This window comes from Streptomyces sp. NPDC099050 (assembly GCF_044759865.1).
Classification (GTDB): domain Bacteria; phylum Actinomycetota; class Actinomycetes; order Streptomycetales; family Streptomycetaceae; genus Streptomyces.
Genome location: NZ_JBIWAE010000012.1, coordinates 214,589 through 238,568 on the forward strand (window position 1 = coordinate 214,589; position 23,980 = coordinate 238,568).

Here is a 23,980-nt window from a genome sequence, read left to right on the forward strand (position 1 = left end):
CCCTAACCTCGGAAGGGTGACGGAGCATGCGGGTAAGGGATTCGAGCGCGGTACGGACGGTCCGAAGGTGATCCTCGCCGGAGTGGACGGGTCGCAGCCCTCGCTCCGCGCGGCCGCCTACGCGGCGGGGCTGGCCCGGCGGCAGAACGCGCTGCTGGCGCTGGTGTACGTCCAGCCGGTGATGCCGGCCGGGGCCTCGCTGGGAGCGCCGGTGTCGGGGGCCACCGAGGAGATCGCGCAGGGGCTGGTGACCGAGATCCGGGAGTCCGCGGAGCGGCTGAAGGGCGTCTACGACGTCCGGTGGCAGTTCCACACCTTCCGCGGGGACGCGTACGCCGGGCTGGTGAGCGCGGCGGAGGAACTGATGGCGGACGCGGTGGTGGTCGGGGCCTCGGAGCAGGCCGGGCACCGGATCGTGGGCTCGGTGGCGATCCGTCTGGTGAAGGCGGGGCGCTGGCCGGTCACGGTGGTTCCGTAGCGGAGGAGGCTGGGAGTCCGCCGCTGTCGCCCGGGTATGCCCTGCCCCGTGGCGGCCGTTTGCCCCCGCAACCTGATCACCGTAGACGGCGGACTCGGGACTGACGTATCTTCGGGCGACTTGGGCCGCCCGCGTGCCTGCCCGATTCCCTGTCACACGTCACGCATTGTCCCGTGGGGGTCCTCCGTCATGTCCTCGAACGCGCCCGGCCAGCCGCCGCCACTGGCGCCGTATCCGCCGTCCCAGCCCGCCCGGGTCCTGCGCTCCCCGCAGGGGATCGCGAACGCCGCGATGGCGCTGCTGTCCGTGGGAGCGGCGGTCGCCCTGCTCTCGGCCTGGGGAAAGTTCAGCAAGTGGCAGAACATGAACGAGGCGCTCGCCACTCCCCCGGGCACCGACCCCGGCAGCGTGCTGGCGGCGGGCGACATCATCAACTCCCTGATCGGACTCCTCCAGAGCCTGATCATCCTGGCAACGACCGTGGTCTTCCTCGTGTGGTTCCACCGGGTCCGCTGCAATGCCGAGGTGTTCCGCCCCGACGGCTTCAGCCAGTCGGCCGGTTGGGCCATCGGCGGGTGGTTCGTCCCGATCGCCAACATCTTCCTCGTCTACCGGACGGCGCGGGAGACCTGGAACGCCAGCACGCAGAACGCGCCCGACGGCTCCTACCGCTCCGTCTCGGGCGCGCCGGTGGTCATGTGGTGGCTGGCGTGCCTGGCCGCCTGGCTCATCGACGGGATCGCCAGGTACAAGTACGGGATGGCGGTGGGCGCCGCGGCGATCCGCGACGCCGCCTCCCTCGGCGTGGTCGCGGACCTGCTCATCCTCGTGGCCTCCGTACTGGCCGTCCTCTTCGTGCACAAGCTGACCGCGCTCCAGGGCGCCAAGGCCGTCCAGGTTCCGAACGCCGCGGTCTGGCCGCCGCGATCCGAGCACCCCCACGGCCCTACTGCGCCATCGTCAGCCCGTCCTTCGCCGCGCCCCGGCCGAGGACGGCATCAGTGATCTCGTCGCGCGCTTCCTCGTAGTCCTCGCGGCCCGGCGACTGGGCGAGGGCGGCCGGGAGGTTGACGACCCGGCCCGCTCCGAGGTCCATCATCTGCGGGACGAACTCGGCCTTGGTGACCTGCCAGCGCTGCCCGGGGGCGGCCGGCGGGGCGAAGGTGAAGCGGCCGATGGATCCGTAGTTGCCGCGCATGTCCCGTGCGCCGCCGTAGTTGAACATCTCGCCCGCGACCTGGTCGCCCATGCCGTAGACGATCCAGGTCCCGTTGACCTTCTCGTACGCCTGCGGGATGTGGGCGTGCGTGCCGAGGATCATGTCCACGTCGGGGCGCCCGCCGGTCCGCGAGGCGGTCAGCGCCTTGCCGAGCGCGAGCTGCTTCTCGTCCGGTTCGGTCCGCCATTCCGTCCCCCAGTGCAGGCTGACCAGGACCACGTCGGCGCCCGCCTTCCGGGCCGCCCGCGAGTCCGCGACGATCTTCTCCTGCTCCATCAGGTTGACCGCCCAGGGCTGGCCTTCGGGCATGGGGTATCCGTTGGTGTCGTAGGTGTACGCGAGGTGCGCGACCTTCGCGGAGCCCGCGGTGTACATGGTCACGGTGCCCGCCTCGGCCTCCGTGCGGGCCGAACCCGCGTGCTTCAGGCCGACCTTGTCGAAGCGGTCGAGGGTGCGCTTCAGGCCGGCGCCACCTCCGTCGAGGGTGTGGTTCGAGGCCGTGGAACAGCCGTCGTACCCGGCGTCCTTGAGGCCGTCCGCGACCTCGGGCGGGGACTGGAAGGCGGGGTAGCCCGTGAACGGGCCGCCCTCCGGTCCGTAGATGGTCTCCATGTGGCAGAGGGCCAGGTCGGCTGCCGAGACGATCGGCTTGACCGCGGAGAACATCGGCCGGAAGTCGTGGCCGTCGCCGTCCGCGTCGGAGGCGGCCCGCCGGATGACCGACTCGTGGGGCAGCACGTCGCCGCTCGCCACCAGCGTGAACCCTTTCTGCGAGCCCGCGGCGGGGGCCGTGGTCGACCCGGGAGCGCCGGAGGCAGCCCGGGCGGCGGACGGGGAACCGGCGAGGCGGGCCGGCGCGGGGTCCCCGCCGGCCGAGCAGCCGGCGACGGCCGACAACACCACGGCGGTCAGGAGGGCGAGGGCGTGGCGGGTGCGTGCGGTCATCTGTCCCGGCTCTCCTTGACTGGCTTGACTGGCTCGATTGGCTTGGCTGGCTCGATTGGCCCGCTTCATACGACTATCTGATCTTCCGTCAATCCATAGAAAGAGACGCCCGAAGTCAAGAAACGGCTCCGGTCCCGGCCGCGCGCTCACTCCAATGGCCGTTCGGCGCGCCGTTCGACCGTTCACCGCCCCGCGCGGCCGCCCACCGGATGACCCGGGTGCTTGGGCGCACGGTCCGGACGGGACGGTTCCCGGGCGGCCCGGTGCAGGTCAGGGTGGATCCGTCGACCTCGACCGCCCCCGCACCGACCCCCGGAAGGAGCCCCCCGTGCCCCTTGCCCCCACCCTCCGACGCACGGACCCCGAGGCACTGGCCGAACTCCAGCGCGAACACGGACGGGCCCTGTTCGGTTTCCTGCTGGGCCTCACGGCAGGGGACGCCCAGCGCGCGGAGGACCTCGCCCAGGAGACCCTGCTGCGGCTCTGGCAGCATCCCGAGGTCCTGGGCGGTGCTTACGAGTCCCTGCGACCCTGGCTGTTCACGGTGGCCCGGCGGCTCGCCATCGACGCCCGGCGGGCACGCCTGTCCAGGCCCCTGGAGGTGGACCCGGAGGGGCTGGACCAGGCACCCGCGCCGGGGGACGCGGTAGCGGGCTCCGTGACGGCCATAGACGTACGGCGGGCCGTGGGCTCCCTGGGGCCGGAGCACCGCGACGTCCTGGTGCAGGTCTACTTCCAGGACCGCTCGGTGGCCGAGGCCGCGGCCGAGCTCGGCATTCCGGCGGGAACGGTCAAGTCCCGTACGTACTACGCCCTGCGCGCCCTGCGGAAGGACCTCCAGGGCTACGGGTACGGACTCGGCGCCTGAGGGGCGGGACCCTGCCCGCCCCGGAGGCCGCGCTCGGCGACTGGATCGGCCGCCGCTCGTCACCGCCCTGCGCGTCGAGCCCCCCGGCGACAACGCGGTCCTGCGGGACGGGCGGTGACCGGCGAACGCCATGCCGTGATCGCCACGGTCTGACCGGCCCCGCACCTGCGAGGGGCCTCTCGGCCCGAGGGGCGGCGAACGCGTCAAAGAATGGCCTGAACGCCCGCGAACCGGACACGAACCGCATCGAAACCGGCATCGGAACGTTCAAGTTGAGTAAACATCCCCCGCATCGCGAGCCGCGCAAGGAAGGCTCGGCGCTGACGGCGGGAAGACGCGACGCATGCGGGAGAAGGTGGAACGGTGCAGCCCGAGGGTACGAACGGCACCAGTGACGGTGGGCTAGCGGTGCCCATGGCATGGCTCTACGCGGAGTACATCGCCGACGAACTGCTGCGCACGGGCCGGCTGATCCCGGTCAGCACCCTGGAGTTCCGCGCCGGACGCGACACGCTCGCGCTGACCATCTACCTCTCGGACGCCGCCGGCGAACTCTCCGGGATCAGGGTCGTCTCGCAGCTCGACGAGTGGATGTCGCTGACGGCGTACGGTCACCCCTGGCGCGACTGGGTCCACACCCGGTTCCTCGCGCTGGGCGAGGAGGCCCGCGAGCGCGGCCAGGGCGAGGACCCCGACCTGGAACTGGCCCGGGCCGCCTGGCGCTGGCTGGACCACACGGAGCTGTTCGCCACGAACCTCGACCCCGGACGCCACGGCCACGCCGACACCCCGCCGGGCCTGGACGAGAACGCCCGGGTCTGGACCCCGGCCTGGCAACTCGGACTCCCGCTCGGCCATTTGGCCATGCACCTGTTCTGAGCGGGCCTCGGGGAGGACCGGACCCCGCTACTCCGGACCCCGCTACTCCGGACCCCGCTACTCCGGCCGCCGCGGCCCCGGCGGCGGCTCCGTCGGGTCGGTGACGAGCCCGGTGAAATCCGCCTCGTTGCGCTCGGCCCGGATCACGTACGCACGAGCGACGCACCACAGCACCGGATAAACCAGCACCCCGAGCACGATCCAGACCAGCGGCCCCGACGCGACCCGCGGCAGGAGGAACAGCAGCGGCAGCAGGCCCACCAGGAGGACGAGCGCGGCCAGGGCGGCGAGTCCGGCGCGCAGCTGGCTGCGCATGAGGGCCCGTACGTAGGTGGCGCCCAGGGTGGTCTGCTCGGAGATCTCGGAGCGGGCCGGCGCGTGCGCGGGGGCCCTCCTGCGGCTGCCGCGCGGAACCCCGGTGACGACCTCCCGCCGGGGCGGCTGCGGCTGCTCCTCCTCGGCCATGGGCCGGAGTCTAACCGGAGCCGGTCCGGCCGGGACCCTCCCGGGAAGGGGCCTCCGCAACCCCGGCCGCTACTTCAGCAGCTTCGACAGCCTGCGGTCGGCGAGCGGCTTCCCGCCGGTCTGGCAGGTGGCGCAGTACTGGAGCGAGGAGTCGGCGAAGGAAACCGAGCGGACGGTGTCCCCGCACACCGGGCAGGGCTCGCCCGCGCGGCCGTGGACCCGCATCCCGCTCTTCTTCTCGGCCTTGAGCCGTCCGGCGGCCACCCCGTGGGCCCGCTCGACGGCCGTGCGCAGGGTCTCCTCGACGGCCTCGTACAGCTGGTCCACCTGCGCCTCGTCGAAGGAGGCGGCCGGCTTGAAGGGCGAGACCTTGGCGTGGTGGAGGATTTCGTCGCTGTAGGCGTTGCCGATGCCCGCGATGACGCTCTGGTCGCGCAACACGCCCTTGATCTGGCGGCGTTCCCCGGCGAGGAGCTCGCCGAAGGCCTCGCGGTCGAAGGCCTCGGCGAGCGGGTCCGGGCCCAGCCGGGCGATGCCGGGAACCTCCTGCGGATCGCGGACCACGTACACGGCGAGCCGCTTCTGGGTGCCGGCCTCGGTGAGGTCGAACCCGCCGCCGCCCTCCAGGACGAGGCGCAGCGCGAGCGGCCCCTTGCCGGGGCCCGGCGGCCGGTCGGGGAAGGTGTCGATCCAGCGCAGCCAGCCGGCCCGGGCGAGGTGGGTGACCAGGTGCAGTTCGCCGATGCGCAGGGCGAGGAACTTGCCGTACCGGGCCGTGGTTCCGGCCCGCTGCCCCTCGAGTGCGGTCAGCGGCGGGTCGTAGGTCTTGAGCACGCTCACGGCGAGCGGGAGGACGCGCTCGACCACCCGCCCGGCCAGGTGCTCGTCGAGGAACTCCCTCAGGGCCTCGACTTCGGGCAGCTCGGGCATGCCCCCAGCCTGCCGTGGCCCCGGGCCGAGCGCGAGCCGGGAGGGGGCCGCGGGAGCCGATCCGGTCCCGCGGGCCGCTCCTCAGCCGCTCCTCAGCGCTCCTCAGCGCTCCTCAGCCGGCCGCGACCTGAAGCTTGTAGTCCACGCCGGTGGCGAAGGAGCCCGATGCTCCCCTGATGCTCAGCGTGTGGCTGCCGGGTGCCAGCGGTTCCATCTGCACCCAGAGGCCGCAGCCCTTGGTGAGGAAGCGCCCGCCGTCCTGGGAGAGCGGATTCCCGTCGACGGCGATGATCCTCACGTCCGTCGCTTCGTACCGCTGGTGTCCGCGGAGCGCGGGGCGGACGGGGTGGAACAGGCGCTGACCAGGAGCGTTGCGCCGATCAGCAGGGCTATGGATCTTCCGGGATGCATGAGCGAAGAGTGCGAGGCCGTCAGCCTCGTACCCGTGGAGGGGTCACGGCATCGTGAACTCGCACCACACGCACTTGCCGTTCCCCCGCGATTCCACGCCCCAGACGTCGGCCAGCCGGTCCACCAGCATCAGGCCGCGTCCCGAGACCCCGGAATCCCCCGCCTCCCGTCGGCGCGGCAGGGCGCTGGAGCGGTCCTCGACCTCCACGCGGAGCCGGCGTTCGGGGCCGGTCAGCACCCGCAGCGTCACGATGGCGGGACCGTCGGTGTGCATGAGGGCGTTGACGATGAGTTCGTCGGCGATCAGCTCGATCTCGTCCGCCCGGTCCCGCGCGCCCCACGCCCGCACCGCCGCGCCGATCATGTGGCGGGCCGATACGAGGGCCTCCGGGTCGCCGGGTGCCACGTGCTGCTGGAGCCGCCCGCCCGCCTGCTGGACCTCCTCGGCCTCGCGGCGGAGCAGCAGCAGCGCCATGTCGTCGGCCCCGCCCCGGTCGTCGACGACCTCGCACAGCCGGTCCGCGAGCAGCGCCAGGTCCGCCGGTCCGGTGCGCACGAGGGAGGTGAGGAGCCGGACGCCGTCGTCGAGGTCGGCTCCGGGCTGTTCCACCAGACCGTCCGTGCACAGCAGAAGCGTTTCCCCGGGCCCCAGTTCGACCGTGGTCACCGGATACTCCAGCAGCCCGAACTCCGCCGACAGCCCCAGCGGCATACCGCCCTCCAGGGCGAGGCGCTCGCAGCCCCCGTCGCGGGTGCGCAACAGGGGGTCGATGTGGCCGGCCCGGACCAGTTGCAGCACCCCGGTCGAGAGGTCGGCCTCGGCGTACGTGCAGGTGGCGAAGCGGTCGGTGTCCAGCTCGTGCAGGAAGACGGAGGCCCGGGCCATGACGGTGGCCGGCGAGTGTCCTTCGGCGGCGTACGCGCGCAGCACGATCCGCAGCTGACCCATGACCGCCGCCGCGTGGGTGTCGTGGCCCTGGACGTCCCCGATGACCGCGCCGACGCGGCCGCCGGGCAGCGGGATGACGTCGTACCAGTCACCGCCGATGTCCTGGCCCATCTTGGCCGAGCGGTACCGTACGGCGATCTCGGCGCCGGGCACCGAGGGGATCCGGCGCGGCAGCATCGCCTGCTGGAGCCCTTCCGCCAGATCGTGCTCCTGCTCCAGCAGCATCGCCCGCTGGAGGCTCTGCGCGATGCTGCTGCCGAGTGCGACGAGGAGGTTGCGCTCCTCCTGGGTGAAGCCGTTCTTGTCCTGGTAGAGCAGGCCGATCGCGCCGATCGGACGGGCCTGGGCGATCAGCGGCAGGTAGGCGGCCGCCGAGATGTGCATCGAGGAGATCTTCGCCCAGAGCCCGGGGTACCCGGCGGCGAACTCGGCCGCCGAGTCCAGGAACCGCGGCTGGAGCGAGCGGACCACCTCGCTCATCGGGTACTGCTCGTCGATGCGCGTATAACGGGTGCCGGGGACGAAGCTGCCCGCGGGGCCCTCGGCGACGAGGTGGATCCGGCCGGCCTCGACCAGTCCCATCACCATGCCCATGGACCCGAGCCGTTCCAGGCCGTGGGCGTCGCCGAGCGCGTCGATGACGTCCTGGACGGTACGGGCGTGCGCGAGCGCGGCGGTGGTGGACTCGACCACGGACGTCTGGCGGCGCCGCTCCTCGTCCAGCCCGAGGCGTTCCGCCGAATGACTGAGTTCCTCGGTGGCGTCGCGGACGATGCCGATGATGCGGTACGGGCGGCCGTCCGGGCCGCGCATGACCCGGCCCTGGGTGTGCGTCCAGCGCAGCGTGCCGTCGTGGCAGCGGATGCGGAAGTAGGCGCCGTAGCTGTCCACCCCGCTCTTGAGGGCCGAGGAGACCAGTGCGTCGAGCCGGGCGCCCTCGGCGGGCGGGACGCGCGGCGAGAGGGACCCGGGCCTGCCGTCGTACTCCTCGACGGTGGTGTCGAAGACCTCCAGGGCGGCCGAGTCCATGTGCATGAGACCGGTGACGAGGTCCCAGTCGAAACTGCCCATGCGGTTCAGCGAGAGCGAGCGGTCCGGGTGTGCGGGCCAGTCCTCCGGCAGCGATACGGCGATCGGCACCGGTCCACCATGACACACGGGCCGGTCAGGCGCTCTCCAGGTACTCGCCGTCGTACGGGGCCGAGGGCTGCTGCTCGGGGACGGAATAGGGGTCGGAGTACGGGTCGGCGTAGGGGTCCGCGTCCGGGTTGGCGTACGGGTCCGCGTACGGGTCGCTCGGCTGCGGCGACGCCCCGTCGGGGCCCACCAGGGTCCCGGGGTCGCTCGGGGTCTGCCCGGGGAGGTCGGAGGGGATGTCGGCGGGCTGGTCGGTGGTGGGCGGCGGCGCCGTGGGCGGGCCCGTGGGCACGCCGGACGAGGGCTGGTCGGGGGCCGTCGGGGTGTTCGGGCCGGTCGGGCTGTCGGGGGTGACGGGAGCCGTCTGCGGGGAGCCCGGCGGGCAGTCGGCCGCGTTCGGGGCGGCGCCGGGGCTCGGCGGGCCGGTGGGCGGCGGCTCGGTGCGGGCGAGGCTGTTGCTGTCCGGGGTCCTGCACGGTTCGGCCGGCGAGGTGCCGGGCGGGGTCGCGGGACTGGCGGGGATCCCGTCGGCCGGATCGTACGGGGGCGGCGTCCGCGGAGCGCGGTCTTGGGCTCCGTCGTCGCCGGCCGTGCGCTCGATCCAGGTGTTGTCGGCGATGTTGACGATGACCAGGTTGTCGATGACCTCCATGGTCGGCTCGATGACCACGACCTGGGCGGGCTGGTAGCCGCTCCAGGGGTCTCCCTTGAGCACCGGTGAGCCCTTGGCGGCGCGCGGCGCGAGCAGCGGGTTGCCGCAGGCGCAGCGGACGCGGGGCATTCCGTGGTTGTCCACGAGGACGGCGGTGCCGGCCTGGAGCACGGACTGGAAGGCATCGGGCTTGCCGCCGACGAAGCCGTGGTTGGTCACCCGGGTGTCGGCGCGCAGCACGACCGGGGTGAGGCCGCGCAGGAAATCGGGGATCTGTTCCTGCTCCACCCGGGAGGCCTCGGCGAAGGCGCGGGCCTTGGCGTCGTCGGCGGTCAGGGACTGGGCCTGCGCCTCCACGTCGCAGCTGCCGAGGCGCTGGGTTCCGCCGTACAGGCCGGGGGTGGCCGCGTTGACGGTACGGATGCCCCGGCCGGTCGTGTTGGGCAGCGGGGGCTGGACGGGGGCGGATTCGCCGGTGGTGGAGGAGGCGGTGAAGGGGTCGGGACCGGCCGTGGCCACGGGCTGGAGGTGGACGTCCTGACTCTCGGCGCCGGGGCCCTTGGTCCGTCCCTCGTCGGCGGAGGCGCCGCAGGCGGCGGCGAGGAGTCCGAGGACGGTGAAGAGGGCCGCACGGGCCGGTGCGTGACGACGCGGCGCCTGACGAGGTGTCGGTGCGTACACGTTGCATCTCCCTTTTCGCCCCGGTTGCTTCCTCTTGTCTGCCGTATGTACGGGGCGGCCGCAACCGGAGATCACGAATCCGATCCCCTCTTGAACATGTTCAAGAGGGGGTCTAGGCTCACGATCGTGAGTTGAACACGTTCAATGCGTTCGGTCCGAGGAGGGGGATCCGCGGTGACCGTGCTGGTGAATCTGATCGTCGCGCTGGGCAGGCTCCACGTCGTCCCGGCCGGCCTGCGCCTGATCGATCCGGTCCGGTTCGGACGGACGGCCCGGCTCTGGCCGCTGTTCGCGGCTCCCGGAGCGGTCTGCCTGTGGCTGCCCCGGGGAGCCCCGGCCACGGCCCTCGCCGCGGTCTACGCGGCGGCGACGCTGGCCCTGGCGGTCCGGGCCCTGGCCCCGGCTGTACGGGCCGCGCCCGGCCGGAGCTCCGGCTCCGGCTTCGGCTTCGGCTCCGGCTTCGGCTCCGGCTTCGGCGCCAGCTCCGGCTTCGGCCCGGGCCCCGCCGGGGTGGCCGTGCTCACCGCACTCGTGGCGCCCTCGGTGGCCGGGACCGCCCTGGTCGCCGAACGCGCCGGGTACCGGCTCTTCGGCTTCGACCTCGACATCCTGGCCCTGACCGTGCCGCACTTCCACTTCGCCGGTTTCGCCGCCGCCCTGGTCGCCGGGCTGGTGTGCCGGGCCTGCGCCGCCGGAGCCCTCGCGCGCTGGGCGGCGTACAGCGTCCCGGCCGGGACCGGGCTCGTGCTCCTCGGCTACTTCATCGACGACTGGGCCGAGCTGGTGGGCGCGGTGACGCTGACCGGCGGCATGTGGGCGGTGGCCCTGCTGACCTGGCGGGACGTCCGCACCGGGGCCGGCGCCAGGGACCGGGTCACCGGCGCGCTGCTCACGGGCTCGGCGGCCGTCCTGGTGGCCACCATGCTGCTCGCCCTGTGGTGGGCGCTCGGCGAGGCCACCGGGATCGCGCACCCCACCCTGACCTGGATGGCCGCCACCCACGGCCTCGGCAACGCCCTCGGCTTCGGCCTGTGCTCGCTGCTGGCCTGGCGCCGCCTGACCGCCGGCCCACCCGGACCGCCGACGTCGGCACCGCACGCACCGGTCACCCTGCCCGCGGCGGCCGCCCCGCCCACCCCAGTCGCCGCGCCCACACCGGCCGCCCTGCCCACCCCAGTCGCCCCGCCCACACCGGCCGCCCTGCCCGACCGAACGGAGATCCCGGCATGACCCGCCTCATCAGCGAAGGCCGCAGCGAGGTCCGAAGCACCTTCAACTACCCCGACCGGGGCGCCACGGCCCGGCGGCCGCTGCCCACCGGGTACAACTTCACCCACCACCGCACCCGGATCGGACAGGGGCAGGCCGCCTTCGACGCCGCCGGGGCCGCCCTGACCAGCTTCCGTGCGCACCGCGCCTCGGGCATGCTCGTCACGGCCGGGGCGTTCCCCGTCCGGCCCGGCGACCGGGTCGTGGTCGGGATCGGAATCGGCCCGGTGCGCGTCGACGCCCCGTGCGAGGTGATCTGGACCGCGTACGAACCCCGCCGGACCGGTTTCGCCTACGGCACGCTCGCCGGACACCCCGAGTGCGGCGAGGAGTCCTTCGTGGTCGACATGGAGCCGGACGGCTCCGTGTGGTTCGAGGTGAACGCCTTCAGCCGCCCCGCAACCTGGTACACCCAGCTCGCCGGCCCGCTCGTCCCCTTCCTCCAGCAGGCCTACGCACGCCACCTCGGGCGGTACGTCCGACGTCTCGCCACGGGCGCCCGGCCCGCGCCGGCCGGATACTGGAGGCGATGGACTGGTTCACGGCGCCCGGATACTGGCTGGGACGGCTGATCTTCCAGCGGGCCCTGGCCGGTGTCTACCTCCTCGCCTTCGCCGGGGCCGCCCTGCAGTTCCGGGCACTGATCGGGGCGCACGGCATGCTGCCCGTGCCGCGACATCTGCGGTACGTGCCCTTCCGCCGCGCCCCGAGCCTGTTCCACCTGCACTACTCCGACCGGTTCTTCGCCACCTGCGCCTGGACCGGGGCGGCCCTGGCGGCGGCGCTCGCCGCGGGGGCCGGGGACGCGGTGCCCCTGGGCGCGGCCATGGCGATGTGGGCGCTGCTGTGGCTGCTCTACCTGTCGATCGTGAACGTGGGGCAGACCTGGTACTCCTTCGGCTGGGAGTCCCTGCTGCTGGAGGTCGGCTTCCTGGCCGTGTTCCTCGGCAACGCGCGGGCCGGGCCGCCGGTGCTGGTGCTGTGGCTGCTGCGCTGGGTGGTCTTCCGGGTGGAGTTCGGCGCGGGGCTCATCAAGATGCGCGGCGACCCCTGCTGGCGGCGGCTCACCTGCCTGTACTTCCATCACGAGACGCAGCCGATGCCCGGCCCGCTGAGCTGGTTCTTCCACCATCTGCCGAAGCCGCTGCACCGGGTGGAGTGCGCCGCCAACCACGTGACCCAACTGGTCGTGCCCGTCCTGCTGTTCACTCCGCAGCCGGTGGCCTCGTACGCCGCCGCGGTGATCGTGGCGACCCAGCTGTGGCTGGTGGTGTCGGGGAACTTCGCCTGGCTGAACTGGATCACGATCACGGCGGCCCTGCCGGCCTTCGATTTCGGCGCGCTCGCGGGCGCACCACCGCCGGCCGCCTCCCGGCAGGGGCCGCTCTGGTACGTGGTGCTGGTGTGCGCCGTGACCGCGCTGGTGCTCGTGCTGAGCCGGCACCCGGTGGCCAACATGGTCTCCCGCGGCCAGGTCATGAACCGGTCCTTCGACCCCCTCCACCTGGTGAACACCTACGGCGCGTTCGGCACGGTGGGCCGGATCCGCGAGGAGGTGGTGGTGGAGGGCACCGCGGACCGGCAGCCTCGGGAGGACGGCGCGTGGCAGGAGTACGGGTTCCGGGGCAAGCCGGGTGACGTGCGCCGGATGCCGCGCCAGTTCGCCCCGTACCACCTGCGCCTGGACTGGCTCATGTGGTTCGCGGCGCTCTCCCCCGGCTATGCCCGCGACTGGTTCGGGCCGTTCGTGGAGCGGCTGCTGGCGGGCGACCGGGACACCCTGAAGCTGCTCCGGCACAACCCCTTCCCGGACGCGCCGCCGCGTTACGTCCGGGCGCGGCTGTACCGCTACCGGTTCACGACCTGGCGGGAGCTGCGCGAGACCGGGGCGTGGTGGCACCGCACGCTGGTGCGCGAGTACCTGCCGCCGACCCGGCTCGCGGAGGCGGCCCGGTCAGAGTCCGAGTAGCGCGGACTCCTGCTCGGCGCTCATCCCGGGGGCCGGCCGGTCGGGGCGCTGCGGGGCGATCCCGCCCAACTCCTGGAGCCAGGCCCACGTGTCGGCGACGGTCTCCCCGACGGGGCGGCACTTCAGGCCCGCGGCGAGCGCCTTGGTGACGTCCGCGCCGTACATGTGGTCGTGCATTTCGCCCTCGGGCATCCAGGCCGGCAGTTCGGTCCAGGGCTGTACGCCGGCCGCCTCGATCCGGGCCGGATCGGTCCAGCGGAGCTCGGCGCCGCCGCCGGTCACCTTCGCGCAGGCTTCCAGCAAGCTGCCCATCGTGGCGTGGCCGGTCGGGGAGACCAGGTTGTACGGACCCCCGCGCCCGGCCTCGGCGGCGTCCAGGGTCCAGTGCGCGAGGTCGCGTACGTCCACGTACTGGAGCGGGAGGTCGCGCGGCCCGGGGGCGGGCAGCGGACCGCCGCGGGCCGTGCGGTTCAGCCACCAGGGCAGCCGGCCCACGTTCTCGTAGGGGCCGAGGATGAGCCCGGCGCGGACCAGCAGGGCGCGGTCCGCGAAGGCGTCCACGACGGCGATCTCGGCTCCGCGCTTGTCCTCGGCGTAGGCGACGGAGTCCGCGTCGGGCGAGCCGTCGACCAGCGGTCCGTCCTCATCCAGGCCCGCCCGGGCGGGGTACGCGTGCACCGAGCGGCTGGATATGTACGCGTACCGGCCGACCCGGTCGGCGAGCAGGCGGGCGCTGTCGCGGACCGCCGTGGGGGCGCCGCCCCAGGTGTCGACGACGAGGTCCCACTCCCCCTCGGCGAGGGCGTCCAGGCCTCCGGGGGCGGTGCGGTCCCCGTGCAGGGCCGTGGTCCCCGGCGGGGGCGCGTGGTGCCCGCGGTGGAAGACGGTGACGTCCCACCCGCGGCTCAGGGCGTCTTCGGTGATCGCGCGCCCGACGAATTCGGTTCCACCCAGCATCAGCAGCTTCATGCTGGTCAGCCTGCCCGGCACCGGGGGTGCGCGGAACCCTTGATCGCCCAGAGCGATGACGCCCTCGGCGTACGCGTACCGGGAACTTCCGGGCGCCGTCCGGCATTGCGGCGACACGGGGCGGACAGCCGCCACAGGCCGCCGCCCGTCGTCCCGGGCCCTGACTCCGGGACGACGGGCGGACCGCGCCGTGTGCGTGGGGGCGGACCGCTCCTGGCGGACCGCGCCCGCGCGGTCAGTCGATGCCGGGCAGGATGTGCGGCTCCGCGAGGTCGTCCTCGTAGCCGGCCAGGCGGATCGGAGCGGACCGGGCCCAGACCTCCAGGTTGCCGAGGGTCTCGGGGCGCTTGCTGTTCCGCGTCCCCGTCCGTTCCCTGGGCGCCTGGTCCGTCGTCGTCAGTTCTGGTGTCACCGCGCACTCCTTTGGGTCGCGTAACCCGGCGGGCGAACCGCGCGCCGGTGCGGGAAGAGAAGGTTTCCGGACGCGGTGGCGCCTTGGTGGAGCGAGGGCCCGTGTGGGGCTCTCATGGCGATCAGAGTACACATATGAGCGCACTCCCGCTCGATAGAATAGTAAAATCCACTCCGGAAAGCTTGTTTTCGCCACGAGTTCATCACCTCGCACAGCGGCGCGTCGCGTACGGCTGATCTGCTCGACGGCGCCATACGGGTGATACGCGGTCGGCGACGGAAGGAACGACAGTGGCGAAGTCCGAGGTGCCGGTGGTCGTCAGGAGCGTCGGGGAACTGATGGACCTGCTGCGCGGCGCGCACGGCGACGGCCATGGGCTGCGGGTGGCCGCGCTATTGCGCCGCTCCCACCCCTCCGACAAGGAACTGCAGGTCGCGGGTCTGTTGATCAACCACCCCGCCGACGCCATCCGCCCTCTGCTGGGCGAGCGGGTGGCCCGGCTCGTACGGCTGCACGGACCGGGGGCGCCCGCTCCCGGGCCCGACCCCGACGCGGAGTCCCTCGGTCACGCGGCGGAGGCGGGCCGCTCCGCGGGCCTGGACGCGGGCGTGCTGGAGGACTGGCGCCCGGTGCTGGAGCTGGTCGCGGCGGGGGCCTACGGCCGCACCGCCTGAACGGGGAGCGCCCCCGGCCCCTCTCGCGTGGAGAGGGGCCGGGGGCGCGCAGATGAGTGGGGGCCGGTGGCCCGGTGCCGTGCGGCCCGGCCTACCAGTTGGCGGGCGCGTAGTCCTTCAGGAAGACCCCGTACAGGTCCTCGCCGAGCTCGCCGCGAACGATCGGGTCGTAGACCCGGGCCGCGCCGTCGACCAGGTCGAGGGGAGCGTGGAAGCCCTCCTCGGCGAGGCGGAGCTTGTCGAAGTGCGGGCGCTCGTCCGTGATCCAGCCGGTGTCGACCGAGGTCATCAGGATCCGGTCGGTCTGGAACATCTCCTGGCCGCTGGTCCGGGTCACCATGTTCATCGCGGCCTTGGCGGCGTTGGTGTTCGGGTGCCCCGCACCCTTGTAACCCCGGCTGAAGACGCCCTCCATCGCCGAGACGTTCACGACGTACGCCCGTCCACCCGCCGCCTTTCGGGCGGCCTCGGCCATGGCCGGCCTGAGCGCACTGATCAGGATGAACGGCGACGTGTAGTTGCACAGCTGGGTCTCGAGCAGCTCCACCGGGGAGATCTGGTCGATGGTCTGCACCCATGTGTTGCTGTCGACGACGTCCGGCAGCAGGCCGCCCGCGTCGATGGCGGTGCCGGCCAGGTGTCGCTCCAGGCTGGCATTGCCCGCGACCAGTGCGAGGTCGGCGACCTTCTGCGCCTCGAGCCCGCTCACGCCGATGGGCAGCGCCGCCAGACCGTCGACCGCGCCGGAGTTGAAGGCCCCGATGACGTGGTGGGCCGGGAGCTCGCCGGCCGGAAGCGGGGCGCTCTCCCCCTCGACCAGCGCCGCGTAGGCACTGGGCAGGCGGCGCACGGTCTGCGTCGCGTTGTTGATCAGGATGTCGAGCGGGCCGGCCGCGGCCACCTGCTCGGCGAGGGCCACCGACTGGGCCGGGTCGCGCAGGTCGATGCCGACGACCTCCAGTCGGTGCATCCAGTCCACCGAGTCCTCCATCGCCTTGAAGCGGCGGATGGCGTCCTTGGGGAAGCGGGTGGTGATCGTGGTGTGCGCGCCGTCGCGCAACAGCCTCAGCGCGATGTACATGCCGATCTTCGCCCGGCCGCCGGTGAGCAGCGCGCGCTTGCCGGCGAGGTCGGCACGGGCTTCCCGCTTGGTCCGGTTCTCGACGGCGCAGCCCGGGCAGAGCTGGTGGTAGAAGTAGTCGACCTCGACGTAACGCGCCTTGCAGACGTAGCAAGAGCGCGGGCGCTGGAGTATTCCGGCGATCCGGCCGGTCTCCGTGACCGAGGAGGGCAGCAGGCCCTCGGTCTCGTCGTCGATGCGCTCGGCGGAGCCGGTCGCGGTCGCCTCGGTGACGGCCTTGTCGTTGGCGGTCTTGGCGGCGCGGCGGTCCTGGCGGCGGCGCTGCTTGACCGTCCGGTACAGACCGGCGGTGGCGCGGCGCACGGTGATCGCGTCCGGGTGGTCGACGTCGAGCTTGTCGAGCTCGTCGAGCACGCTGAGGCAGAGGGCCAGGCGGTCGGGGTCGATGCCCGGCCCGAAGGCGTGGCCCTGCTCCTGGCTGTCTTCGGTCACCGTCATACCCGCTGCGTTCCTTGATCAGTCGTCCGCGTCCGCCGGATGCGGAAGTCCCCAAAAGGGCTAGTGTACGGATCCCCCGGGCGGGAAGACAAACGCACTCTTCCGCTCCCTGCTACTGCGTTCGGAGTACGCCCAAGGGCGTACCCGTCCCCGCCTTCAGGGGGAGGAATAGCTCTCCGGACTCGGGCATTGTGACTTTTATGAGCGCCCTAGCCTTTTCGGTCCTGCTGTGCCTGGTGTCCGCCGTGGCGTACGCGGCCGGAGCGATCGTCCAGGAGCGGGTCGCGGCCGCCTCCACCGGCCGGTCTTACGCCCCCGTGCGCCGGCCCGCCTGGTACGGCGCGATCGCGCTGAACGGCCTCGGGGCCCTGCTGCACGTGGTGGCGCTCGCCTACGGGCCGCTGAGCCTGGTGCAGCCGCTGGGCGCTCTCACCATCGTCTTCGCGCTCCCGATGGCGGCCGTGTTCGTACGGCATCGGCCGCAACGGGCGTCAGCCGCCGCTTGGCGCGGGGCGGCCCTGGCCACGGCCGGGCTGGCCGGGCTGCTGGCCCTGACGGGCGGGGGCGGGCGGGCCGAGCAGTCCCTGTCGGGCGCGGAACAGAGCCTGCTCCTGACCGCGACCGGGGCCCTGGTGTCCGTACTGTTGCTGGCCGCGCGCCGGGTACGGCGGGTCACCGCGCACAGCGTCCTGCTGGCCACGGCCGCCGGGGCCGCCTTCGGGATGGCCTCGGTGTTCACGAAGTCGGTGGCCGAGAGCTTCGCCCCGGACGCGCTGGTCACGCTCTGGCCGGAGCTGACCGCGATCGCCGCGCTGGCCGCCGCCGGACTGCTCCTGTCGCAGGCGGCCTACCGCGGCGCCGGGCTGACCGCCCCGCTGGCCACCGTGACGGTGGCCAACCCGGTGGTCGCGGCGGCGGTCGGCATCGCACTGTTCGACGAGGGCTTCCGCTACGGGGCGGCCGGCGTCGCGGCGGCGCTGGTGAGCGCGGCGGCGGCGGCGACCGGGCTCGTCCTGCTCACCGTCGCACCCCGCGAGGCGCGGGTGCCCCTGCCGTCGGGACCCGCGCCGGTCCCGGCTCCCTCGGCGGCCGGGACGCCGGCGGTGGCCGGGACCCGGTCGATGGCCGGGGCTCCGGCTACCGCCGCGGTCCCGGTCCCGGCCCCGGCCCCGGCTTCAGATGCTGACTCCGTGGGCCCGCAGGTACCTCAGCGGGTCGATGTCGGTGCCGTAGCCGGGTCCCGTGCGCATCTCGAAGTGCAGGTGCGGCCCGGTCACGTTCCCCGTCGCCCCGGAACGGCCGATGCGCTGCCCGCCGGAGACCGCCGAGCCGGCTTTGACCGAGACCGCCGAGAGGTGCGCGTACTGGGAGTACCGGCCGTCGGTGTGCCGGATGACGACCTGGTATCCGTACGCACCGGCCCAGCCGGCTGAGACGATCTGCCCGCTGCTGACGGCCTTGACGGTGGTGCCGGTGGCCACCGGGAAGTCGATCCCGGTGTGGTAGCCGCTCGACCAGGACGAACCCGCGACGTGGTAGCCGGTGCCGAGGCCCGCGTCGACCGGGGCGCTGAAGGCCCCGGAGGGGGTCTGCGGCCTCTCGGCAGGTTTCTCCGCGGGTTTCTCCGCGGGCTTCGCCGGCTTCGTACCCGCCTGCTCGGCGGGCTTCGCCGGTGCCACGGGCTTCACCGGCTCGGCCGTGCGCGGCGGCTTCTGCGGATTCTGCGCGGGCGGCGCGGCCGTGACGCGCAGGGTGAGGCGCTGCCCGGGGAAGATCAGGTCCGGATCACCGCCCACGACGGCCCGGTTGGTCGCGTACAGGGACTGCCAGCCGCCGTCGACGTGCTGCTCGGTGGCGATCTCCGACAGCGAGTCCCCGGCAGCGACGACGTAGGGGTCGGGCAGGACGGAACCCCCGGCCGGGCGGGGCGTCGCCGCTTGGGAAGCGGCCTTCGGAGCCGCCTTCGGAGCCGCCTTCGGAGCCGCCTTCGGAGCGGCCGGCGCCGCGACCTTCGGGGCCGTCGCCTTCCCCGGGCCCGTCACCTTGCCCTGGGCGCCGAGCGCGGGTGCCGGGCCGCTGCGGCTCAGTCCGGCCTGCTTCCCGCAGACCGGCCAGGCCTGCGGCCCCTGACCCTTCAGCACCTTCTCCGCCACCGCGATCTGCTGCGCCTTGGTGGCCAGATCGGCTCGGGCGGCGTACGCGGTCCCGCCGAAGGCGCGCCAGGTGCTCTGGCTGAACTGGAGTCCGCCGTAGTAGCCGTTGCCGGTGTTGATGTGCCAGTTGCTCGTGGACTCGCAGGCGGCGACCTTGCTCCACGTGTCCAGCGAGGCGGCGTGCCCCGTGCCCGCTCCGATCAGGGGCAGTGCTATCCCGGCTCCGCCGGCGGTGACGACGAGCGAAGCACGGTTGATGCTGCTCGGCTGATACCGGCGGTGCCGGCCCCTTACGCGCATGGGAGCCCCCATCGAAGACATCAGGAAACTCGCAACCTAACGCCACGACCGGGGCATGACAAGGCGCACAACACAACGCGTTCGAGCGGAAGTTGATTTAACGCCGAATGTAAGACGCCGGTAAGGATCACCATCGGGGTAGCGTCGGTGTTCCTGCATTCCTCCGCACATCGAATGCACTGTCGACGCACTCAGGAGCGCACGCACATGACCAGCAGCACGGCCCAGATCGGCGTCACCGGACTCGCGGTGATGGGCAGCAACCTCGCCCGCAACTTCGCCCGCAACGGATTCACCGTCGCCGTCCACAACCGCACCACCGCCAAGACCACGGCTCTCGTGGAGGAGTTCGGCCACGAGGGCTCCTTCGTGGCCGCCGGGAGCGCGAAGGAGTTCGTGGACGCGCTGGAGCGCCCGCGCCGTCTGATCATCATGGTGAAGGCCGGCGAGCCGACCGACGCGGTGATCCGCGAGTTCGCCCCGCTGCTGGAGCCGGGCGACGTGATCATCGACGGCGGGAACGCCCACTTCGAGGACACCCGCCGCCGCGAGAAGGAGCTGCGCGAGCAGGGCCTGCACTTCGTGGGCGTCGGGATCTCGGGCGGCGAGGAGGGCGCGCTGCTCGGCCCGAGCATCATGCCCGGCGGATCCGAGGAATCCTGGGCCTCGCTCGGCCCGATGCTGGAGAAGATCTCCGCCAAGGCCGCCGACGGCACGCCCTGCACCTCGCACGTGGGCCCCGACGGCGCCGGGCACTTCGTGAAGATGGTGCACAACGGCATCGAGTACGCCGACATGCAGCTCATCGCGGAGGCCTACCACCTGCTGCGCGAGGTGGCCGGCTACTCCCCCGCGAAGATCGCCGAGACCTTCCGCGCCTGGAACAGGGGGCGGCTGGACTCGTACCTGATCGAGATCACCGCCGAAGTGCTCGCGCACACGGACGCCGCGACCGGCCGGCCGTTCGTGGACGTGGTCGCCGACGCCGCCGAGCAGAAGGGCACCGGCCGCTGGACCGTGCAGATCGCCCTCGACCTGGGCGTGCCGGTGTCCGGCATCGCCGAGGCCGTCTTCGCCCGCGCGGTGTCGGGCCACGGCGAGCTGCGCACGGCCGCCCGCGGCCTGGCCGGCCCGAAGCCCGAGCCGCTCTCCGCGGAGGCCGCCGACGCCTTCGCGGCCCGGGTGGAGCAGGCCCTGTACGCCTCGAAGATCGTCTCGTACACCCAGGGCTTCCACCAGATCCAGGCCGGCAGCGAGGAGTACGGCTGGGGCGTGGACCCGGGCGCCGTGGCCTCGCTGTGGCGCGGCGGCTGCATCATCCGCGCCGCGTTCCTGGACCGGATCCGGGCCGCGTACGACGCCCGCCCGGAGCTGCCGAGCCTGCTGGCGGACGCCGGATTCGCCGATGAGATCGGCGCCGCGCAGGAGGACTGGCGCGAGGTGCTGGTGGCGGCGGTCCGCCAGGGCATCCCGGTACCGGCCTTCGCGGCCTCGCTCGCGTATTACGACGCCCTGCGCTCGGAGCGGCTCCCGGCGGCCCTGACCCAGGGCCAGCGCGACTTCTTCGGGGCGCACACCTACCGGCGCACCGACCGCGAGGGCTCGTACCACACGCTGTGGAGCGGCGACCGCTCCGAAGTCCGTACGGACTGACGCCCAGCGCTTCCGCGCCGGCTCAGCTCAGCTCAGCGGCTCCGGTGCGGGCTGCGGCGCGGGGCCGGGCGGCGCCGGAATCGGGTCGGGTTCGGGCACCGGACCGGGCGTCGGCGGCTCGGGCCGGGGCAGCGGCCCCGGATCCGGGAACGGATTCGGCACCGGGGCCGGTTCGGGAACGGGAGGCTGTGTCATACCTCCACCCTCCCCCGGTCCGGGTTCCGGCGCACGCTCTGGTCCCCCAGAGCGGCGACGAGACCGGACCCGGGGCCGGACGGGACCGGCACGGCGGTGGTGACCCGGGCCGGCGCGCCCGTCAGGGAGACCTGGGCAGGGACGACGACGTCACCACAGGTCGGAGTCCGAGTCGAGCTGCGCCTTGGCCGCGGTCACCACCCCGGCCGGCGCCTCGGGCGCCTGCTCGGGGTGTTTGGCGGCCCAGCTCGCGGCATACGGGCAGAGCGGGACCACGGGCACGCCCTCGTCGGCCGCGATCCCGTAGAAGGTCTTCACCAGGTTCCCGGCGATCCCGCGGCCCTCGTGCCCCGGCTCGACGACGGTGTGCACCGCCACGAGGGCGTGGGGCGCCTCGCTGAGCACGAAGTAGGCGATGTATCCGACCACCGCCCCGTCCTCGACGGTCAGCAGCCGCCCGGACGGGCGGTCGTCCACGATCTTGATCGATTCGCTCGACCCGGTCTGCGACATCGTCCCGACTCCCCTCAGACAGCCACCGCGTAGGGGCTGCGCTCCTGGTCCGTTCCCGGAACCGGGGCGGACGGATCCACACCCAGCTCGATGATGCGATTGTCCCCGTCGACGTGCACGACGCGCGGCTCGAACACGCGCGCCTCGGCGTCGTCCATCTGCCCGTAGCTGATGAGGATGACCAGGTCACCGGGGTGCACGAGGTGCGCGGCGGCCCCGTTGATCCCGATGACCCCGGATCCGCGCTCGCCCTTGATGACGTAGGTCTCCAGCCGCGCCCCGTTGGTGATGTCCACGATGTGCACGAGCTCGCCGGGCAGCAGATCCGCCGCGTCGAGGAGATCGGCGTCGATGGTCACGGACCCGACGTAATGCAGGTCGGCCTGGGTGACGGTGGCGCGGTGGATCTTGGACTTGAACATGGTGCGCAGCATTCTGAACTCCCAGAAGACGGCTCCCTGCCAGCTTTCTGCAGGTCAGGGGCGGTCTCACCCTACACTGACACGCGCCGGATCGAAGCTTAAAAGGAACATCGATTCCCGCTGGCGAGAAGGCTCCTCGCCCTGCACTTCCGCGCGAACCAGGCCGTGGTCGCGCCGCCGACCACAGCTCGAATGGGACACAGCCACTTCGGGATGTTCGGGGACCGATGCTGACCAGATGCCGACCTGCCTGACGGCACATCAGGCACATGAGGGCACAGGGCGACTTGGAGGAAACTGGCGGTCGTCCCAGTTGAGATGACCTCTAAGTCGCACGCGGGGACATCATCGTCTCCGCTCCGTCTATGACAGCGGTACAGCGGGGCGTGCCAGGTCCGGGAGTGACGCGGACGGCGACGGACGCGGGTGGGTCTGTGGGCAGTTCCCCGCTCACGACCTCAGGCCGGTTCCCGTGCAGCCGGGAGCGGCCGGTCTCCTTGCCGTCGACAAGCAGTTCGACCAGTCCCGGATGGCCGCTGTGGACGTTCACGGTCACCGAGTGGCCCCTGACATCAAGGTGAAAGTGGTGACTTCCCGCCATCAGGCGCCTCCCTGAACCGCTACCCCACCCCCATCATGCCTGCGTCCGCCCCGGCCTGCACCCGAGGGCCGGGGCGGACGCACGCTGCGCCGACGACGGGTACCGGGACCGTTCCGCGTGCCCCAGCGGGCGGGAAGCCGCACACTGCGATAAGGAGGCCTACGCATTTCGCGCGGGCCGAGGTGAGGGTGTTCGGCGTGCTTGAGGTCCCGCTCTGGCTGTGGGGGGCGTTCGCCGCGACGGTGGTGGTGTCGCTGGCGGTCGACTTGCTGTCCCACCGCACCGCGCACGTCATCGGCTTCAAAGAAGCCGCGGCCTGGAGCGGTCTGTGGGTGAGCCTGGCCCTGATCTTCGGCGGGGTCGTCTTCCTCGTCCTCGGCACGACCGCCGGCACCGAGTACACGACGGCCTGGCTGCTGGAGAAGAGCCTGTCGGTCGACAACCTCTTCGTCTTCGCCGTGATCTTCGCCTACTTCAAGGTACCCAGGGCCTACCAGCACCGCGTGCTGTTCTTCGGCGTCATCGGCGCCCTCGTCTTCCGCGGCATCTTCCTCTCCCTCGGCGTGGCCGTCGTCAGCCGCTTCACCGCCGTGCTGTTCGCGTTCGCGGCGGTGCTCTTCTACAGCACGTACAAGCTACTCAAGGACGAGCAGGACAGCTTCGACCCGGGTAAGAGCTTCGCCGTGCGGCTGCTCCGCAAGATCATCCCGGTGCGCGACGAATACGCCGGGGCGAAGTTCTTCGTCAGGGAAGCCGGCAAGCGTGTGGCGACCCCGCTGCTCGCGGTGGTCGCCGCGATCGAGGCCGCCGACCTGATCTTCGCCGTCGACAGCGTCCCGGCCGTCCTAGCGGTCAGCGACGACGCCTTCATCGTCTACACCAGCAACGCGTTCGCCATCCTCGGCCTGCGGGCCCTCTACTTCATGCTCGCCGGCCTCCTGGACCGCTTCCACTACCTGAGCAAAGGCCTGGCGATCATCCTCGCCTTCATCGGCGTCAAGCTCATCCTCCAGGCGTCACACAAGCTGATCAGCCCAAGCATCCCGGAAATCCCCTCACCGATCAGCCTCGCCGTCATTGTCGTCGTCCTGACGGGCTCCGTGGTGCTCAGCCTCAGAAGGTCGGCCCCGAAGCGCGTTCCGGAACAGGCCGATGAGCAGAGAGGCGCCTCCGAGTCCACCGATCAGGTCGAGGCGCGTAGCGCACCACCCGCGGTGGATGACCCTGAGCCGTCCACCGGCCCACCAGATCAAGAGGGTGAAGCGCCTCCACGCTCGTGACAGTCCGGAAGCCGACCACTTCCCGACCGACCAAAACAGGCATATCGTAAAGAAATGGTCAAGATGAAGCGCAAGCCTGAAGCGTATGCGTGTCCGACGTGTCGGCAGTCCGTGCCGGCCACACCCCACCGCCATAAGAGCCTCGGGGTATTCGTTCCCGTGTGGGGACCGGGCCCATGCCAGAACCGCGACTGCCCCGACTACCGCCTGGATCCCAGGCACAAGCCTGATTCCGGCGAGCACGCCACCCAACCGTAGCCCCCCCCTCAAGAACAGGGCCGACGTGACTCCTCCCCCTCATAAATGAGGGGGCTTCTCGCTATGCCGGGTTGGCGTCGCGACGGACCAGCCCGGCCCGTAGAACGTTGAGTGCCCCT

At 72.4% G+C, this 23,980-nt stretch carries 22 protein-coding genes and 1 pseudogene; 11 read left to right on the top strand and 12 right to left on the bottom strand.

From position 1 onward, the window contains the following. The first annotated feature begins 16 nt into the window (after positions 1–16). Both ACIQV3_RS21685 and ACIQV3_RS21690 read left to right on the top strand, forming a co-directional pair. Positions 17–478 (top strand): universal stress protein, encoded by a 462-nt coding sequence (locus ACIQV3_RS21685; RefSeq protein ID WP_403714094.1) that lies wholly within the window; start codon positions 17–19, stop codon positions 476–478. 189 nt (positions 479–667) lie between these two features. After that, entirely contained in the window at positions 668–1,483 is an 816-nt protein-coding gene (locus tag ACIQV3_RS21690) for a DUF4328 domain-containing protein (RefSeq protein ID WP_403714095.1), read from the top strand. Here ACIQV3_RS21690 and ACIQV3_RS21695 read toward each other — a convergent pair. Then, positions 1,425–2,642: a CapA family protein gene (locus ACIQV3_RS21695; RefSeq protein ID WP_403714097.1), complete on the bottom strand. Its 1,218-nt coding sequence runs from the start codon at positions 2,640–2,642 to the stop codon at positions 1,425–1,427. The two genes, ACIQV3_RS21690 and ACIQV3_RS21695, sit on opposite strands and share 59 nt — an antisense overlap. Positions 2,643–2,970: 328 nt before the next feature. On the opposite strand from ACIQV3_RS21695, the gene ACIQV3_RS21700 reads away from it, so the two are divergent. Further along, positions 2,971–3,510: a sigma-70 family RNA polymerase sigma factor gene (locus ACIQV3_RS21700; RefSeq protein WP_403714098.1), complete on the top strand. Its 540-nt coding sequence runs from the start codon at positions 2,971–2,973 to the stop codon at positions 3,508–3,510. A 414-nt stretch (positions 3,511–3,924) separates the two neighbouring features. Further along, complete coding sequence (locus ACIQV3_RS21705) at positions 3,925–4,389, top strand: hypothetical protein (RefSeq protein WP_266962692.1); 465 nt, start codon at positions 3,925–3,927, stop codon at positions 4,387–4,389. Between the two features lie 57 nt (positions 4,390–4,446). On the opposite strand, the gene ACIQV3_RS21710 is transcribed toward ACIQV3_RS21705, so the two are convergent. From ACIQV3_RS21710 to ACIQV3_RS21730, 5 genes are all read right to left on the bottom strand, one after another. Further along, positions 4,447–4,854 carry a hypothetical protein gene (locus tag ACIQV3_RS21710; protein ID WP_403714100.1) on the bottom strand — a complete coding sequence of 136 codons (408 nt, stop codon included), beginning with the start codon at positions 4,852–4,854 and terminating at the stop codon, positions 4,447–4,449. A gap of 69 nt (positions 4,855–4,923) precedes the next feature. Continuing rightward, positions 4,924–5,784, bottom strand: a complete 861-nt coding sequence (locus ACIQV3_RS21715; protein ID WP_403714102.1) for an Fpg/Nei family DNA glycosylase — start codon at positions 5,782–5,784, stop codon at positions 4,924–4,926. 112 nt (positions 5,785–5,896) lie between these two features. Continuing rightward, on the bottom strand, positions 5,897–6,082 hold the full coding sequence (locus tag ACIQV3_RS21720; protein WP_403714104.1) for a hypothetical protein: 186 nt from the start codon (positions 6,080–6,082) through the stop codon (positions 5,897–5,899). A gap of 156 nt (positions 6,083–6,238) precedes the next feature. Beyond that, the gene (locus tag ACIQV3_RS21725; protein ID WP_403714106.1) at positions 6,239–8,302 is read right to left on the bottom strand and encodes a SpoIIE family protein phosphatase; all 2,064 of its coding nucleotides are present in this window, start codon (positions 8,300–8,302) and stop codon (positions 6,239–6,241) included. 7 nt (positions 8,303–8,309) lie between these two features. Beyond that, positions 8,310–9,614, bottom strand: coding sequence for a DUF6777 domain-containing protein (locus tag ACIQV3_RS21730; RefSeq protein WP_403714108.1), 1,305 nt, complete (start codon positions 9,612–9,614; stop codon positions 8,310–8,312). A 174-nt stretch (positions 9,615–9,788) separates the two neighbouring features. Here ACIQV3_RS21730 and ACIQV3_RS21735 point away from each other — a divergent pair, with 174 nt between their 5' ends. The 3 genes from ACIQV3_RS21735 to ACIQV3_RS21745 are packed head-to-tail and all read left to right on the top strand — an operon-like array spanning position 9,789 to position 12,852. After that, entirely contained in the window at positions 9,789–10,844 is a 1,056-nt protein-coding gene (locus ACIQV3_RS21735; protein WP_403714109.1) for a YndJ family protein, read from the top strand. After that, positions 10,841–11,455: a DUF1990 family protein gene (locus ACIQV3_RS21740; RefSeq protein WP_403714111.1), complete on the top strand. Its 615-nt coding sequence runs from the start codon at positions 10,841–10,843 to the stop codon at positions 11,453–11,455. Before ACIQV3_RS21735 ends, ACIQV3_RS21740 begins: the two co-directional genes overlap by 4 nt. Next, positions 11,413–12,852 (top strand): lipase maturation factor family protein, encoded by a 1,440-nt coding sequence (locus ACIQV3_RS21745; RefSeq protein WP_403714113.1) that lies wholly within the window; start codon positions 11,413–11,415, stop codon positions 12,850–12,852. Before ACIQV3_RS21740 ends, ACIQV3_RS21745 begins: the two co-directional genes overlap by 43 nt. On the opposite strand, the gene ACIQV3_RS21750 is transcribed toward ACIQV3_RS21745, so the two are convergent. Together ACIQV3_RS21750 and ACIQV3_RS21755 are read right to left on the bottom strand one after the other, a co-directional pair. Continuing rightward, a complete protein-coding gene (locus ACIQV3_RS21750) occupies positions 12,838–13,821 on the bottom strand; it encodes an NAD-dependent epimerase/dehydratase family protein (protein ID WP_403714115.1) in 984 nt (327 codons plus the stop codon). The genes ACIQV3_RS21745 and ACIQV3_RS21750 overlap by 15 nt on opposite strands. 235 nt (positions 13,822–14,056) lie before the next feature. Beyond that, entirely contained in the window at positions 14,057–14,233 is a 177-nt protein-coding gene (locus ACIQV3_RS21755; RefSeq protein ID WP_403714117.1) for a hypothetical protein, read from the bottom strand. 338 nt (positions 14,234–14,571) lie between these two features. On the opposite strand from ACIQV3_RS21755, the gene ACIQV3_RS21760 reads away from it, so the two are divergent. Beyond that, the gene (locus tag ACIQV3_RS21760; protein ID WP_403714146.1) at positions 14,572–14,907 is read left to right on the top strand and encodes a hypothetical protein; all 336 of its coding nucleotides are present in this window, start codon (positions 14,572–14,574) and stop codon (positions 14,905–14,907) included. A gap of 91 nt (positions 14,908–14,998) precedes the next feature. Here the strand turns inward: ACIQV3_RS21760 and ACIQV3_RS21765 are convergent, their stop codons facing one another. Next, a complete protein-coding gene (locus ACIQV3_RS21765; RefSeq protein WP_403714119.1) occupies positions 14,999–16,486 on the bottom strand; it encodes an SDR family NAD(P)-dependent oxidoreductase in 1,488 nt (495 codons plus the stop codon). A gap of 200 nt (positions 16,487–16,686) precedes the next feature. On the opposite strand from ACIQV3_RS21765, the pseudogene ACIQV3_RS21770 reads away from it, so the two are divergent. Beyond that, a pseudogene (locus tag ACIQV3_RS21770) lies at positions 16,687–17,472 on the top strand (DMT family transporter); the annotation flags it as partial. A gap of 189 nt (positions 17,473–17,661) precedes the next feature. Here ACIQV3_RS21770 and ACIQV3_RS21775 read toward each other — a convergent pair. Next, positions 17,662–18,939 (bottom strand): transglycosylase family protein, encoded by a 1,278-nt coding sequence (locus ACIQV3_RS21775; RefSeq protein ID WP_403714122.1) that lies wholly within the window; start codon positions 18,937–18,939, stop codon positions 17,662–17,664. A gap of 207 nt (positions 18,940–19,146) precedes the next feature. On the opposite strand from ACIQV3_RS21775, the gene gndA reads away from it, so the two are divergent. Next, the gene (gene gndA, locus ACIQV3_RS21780) at positions 19,147–20,592 is read left to right on the top strand and encodes an NADP-dependent phosphogluconate dehydrogenase (protein ID WP_403714124.1); all 1,446 of its coding nucleotides are present in this window, start codon (positions 19,147–19,149) and stop codon (positions 20,590–20,592) included. Positions 20,593–20,937: 345 nt separating this feature from the next. Here gndA and ACIQV3_RS21785 read toward each other — a convergent pair whose 3' ends face one another. Together ACIQV3_RS21785 and panD are read right to left on the bottom strand one after the other, a co-directional pair. Next, a complete protein-coding gene (locus tag ACIQV3_RS21785; protein ID WP_403714125.1) occupies positions 20,938–21,300 on the bottom strand; it encodes a GNAT family N-acetyltransferase in 363 nt (120 codons plus the stop codon). 14 nt (positions 21,301–21,314) lie between these two features. Beyond that, positions 21,315–21,734, bottom strand: a complete 420-nt coding sequence (panD, locus tag ACIQV3_RS21790) for an aspartate 1-decarboxylase (RefSeq protein ID WP_403714127.1) — start codon at positions 21,732–21,734, stop codon at positions 21,315–21,317. Positions 21,735–22,520: 786 nt separating this feature from the next. On the opposite strand from panD, the gene ACIQV3_RS21795 reads away from it, so the two are divergent. Further along, a complete protein-coding gene (locus ACIQV3_RS21795) occupies positions 22,521–23,603 on the top strand; it encodes a TerC family protein (RefSeq protein WP_403714129.1) in 1,083 nt (360 codons plus the stop codon). Positions 23,604–23,980 lie beyond the last annotated feature (377 nt).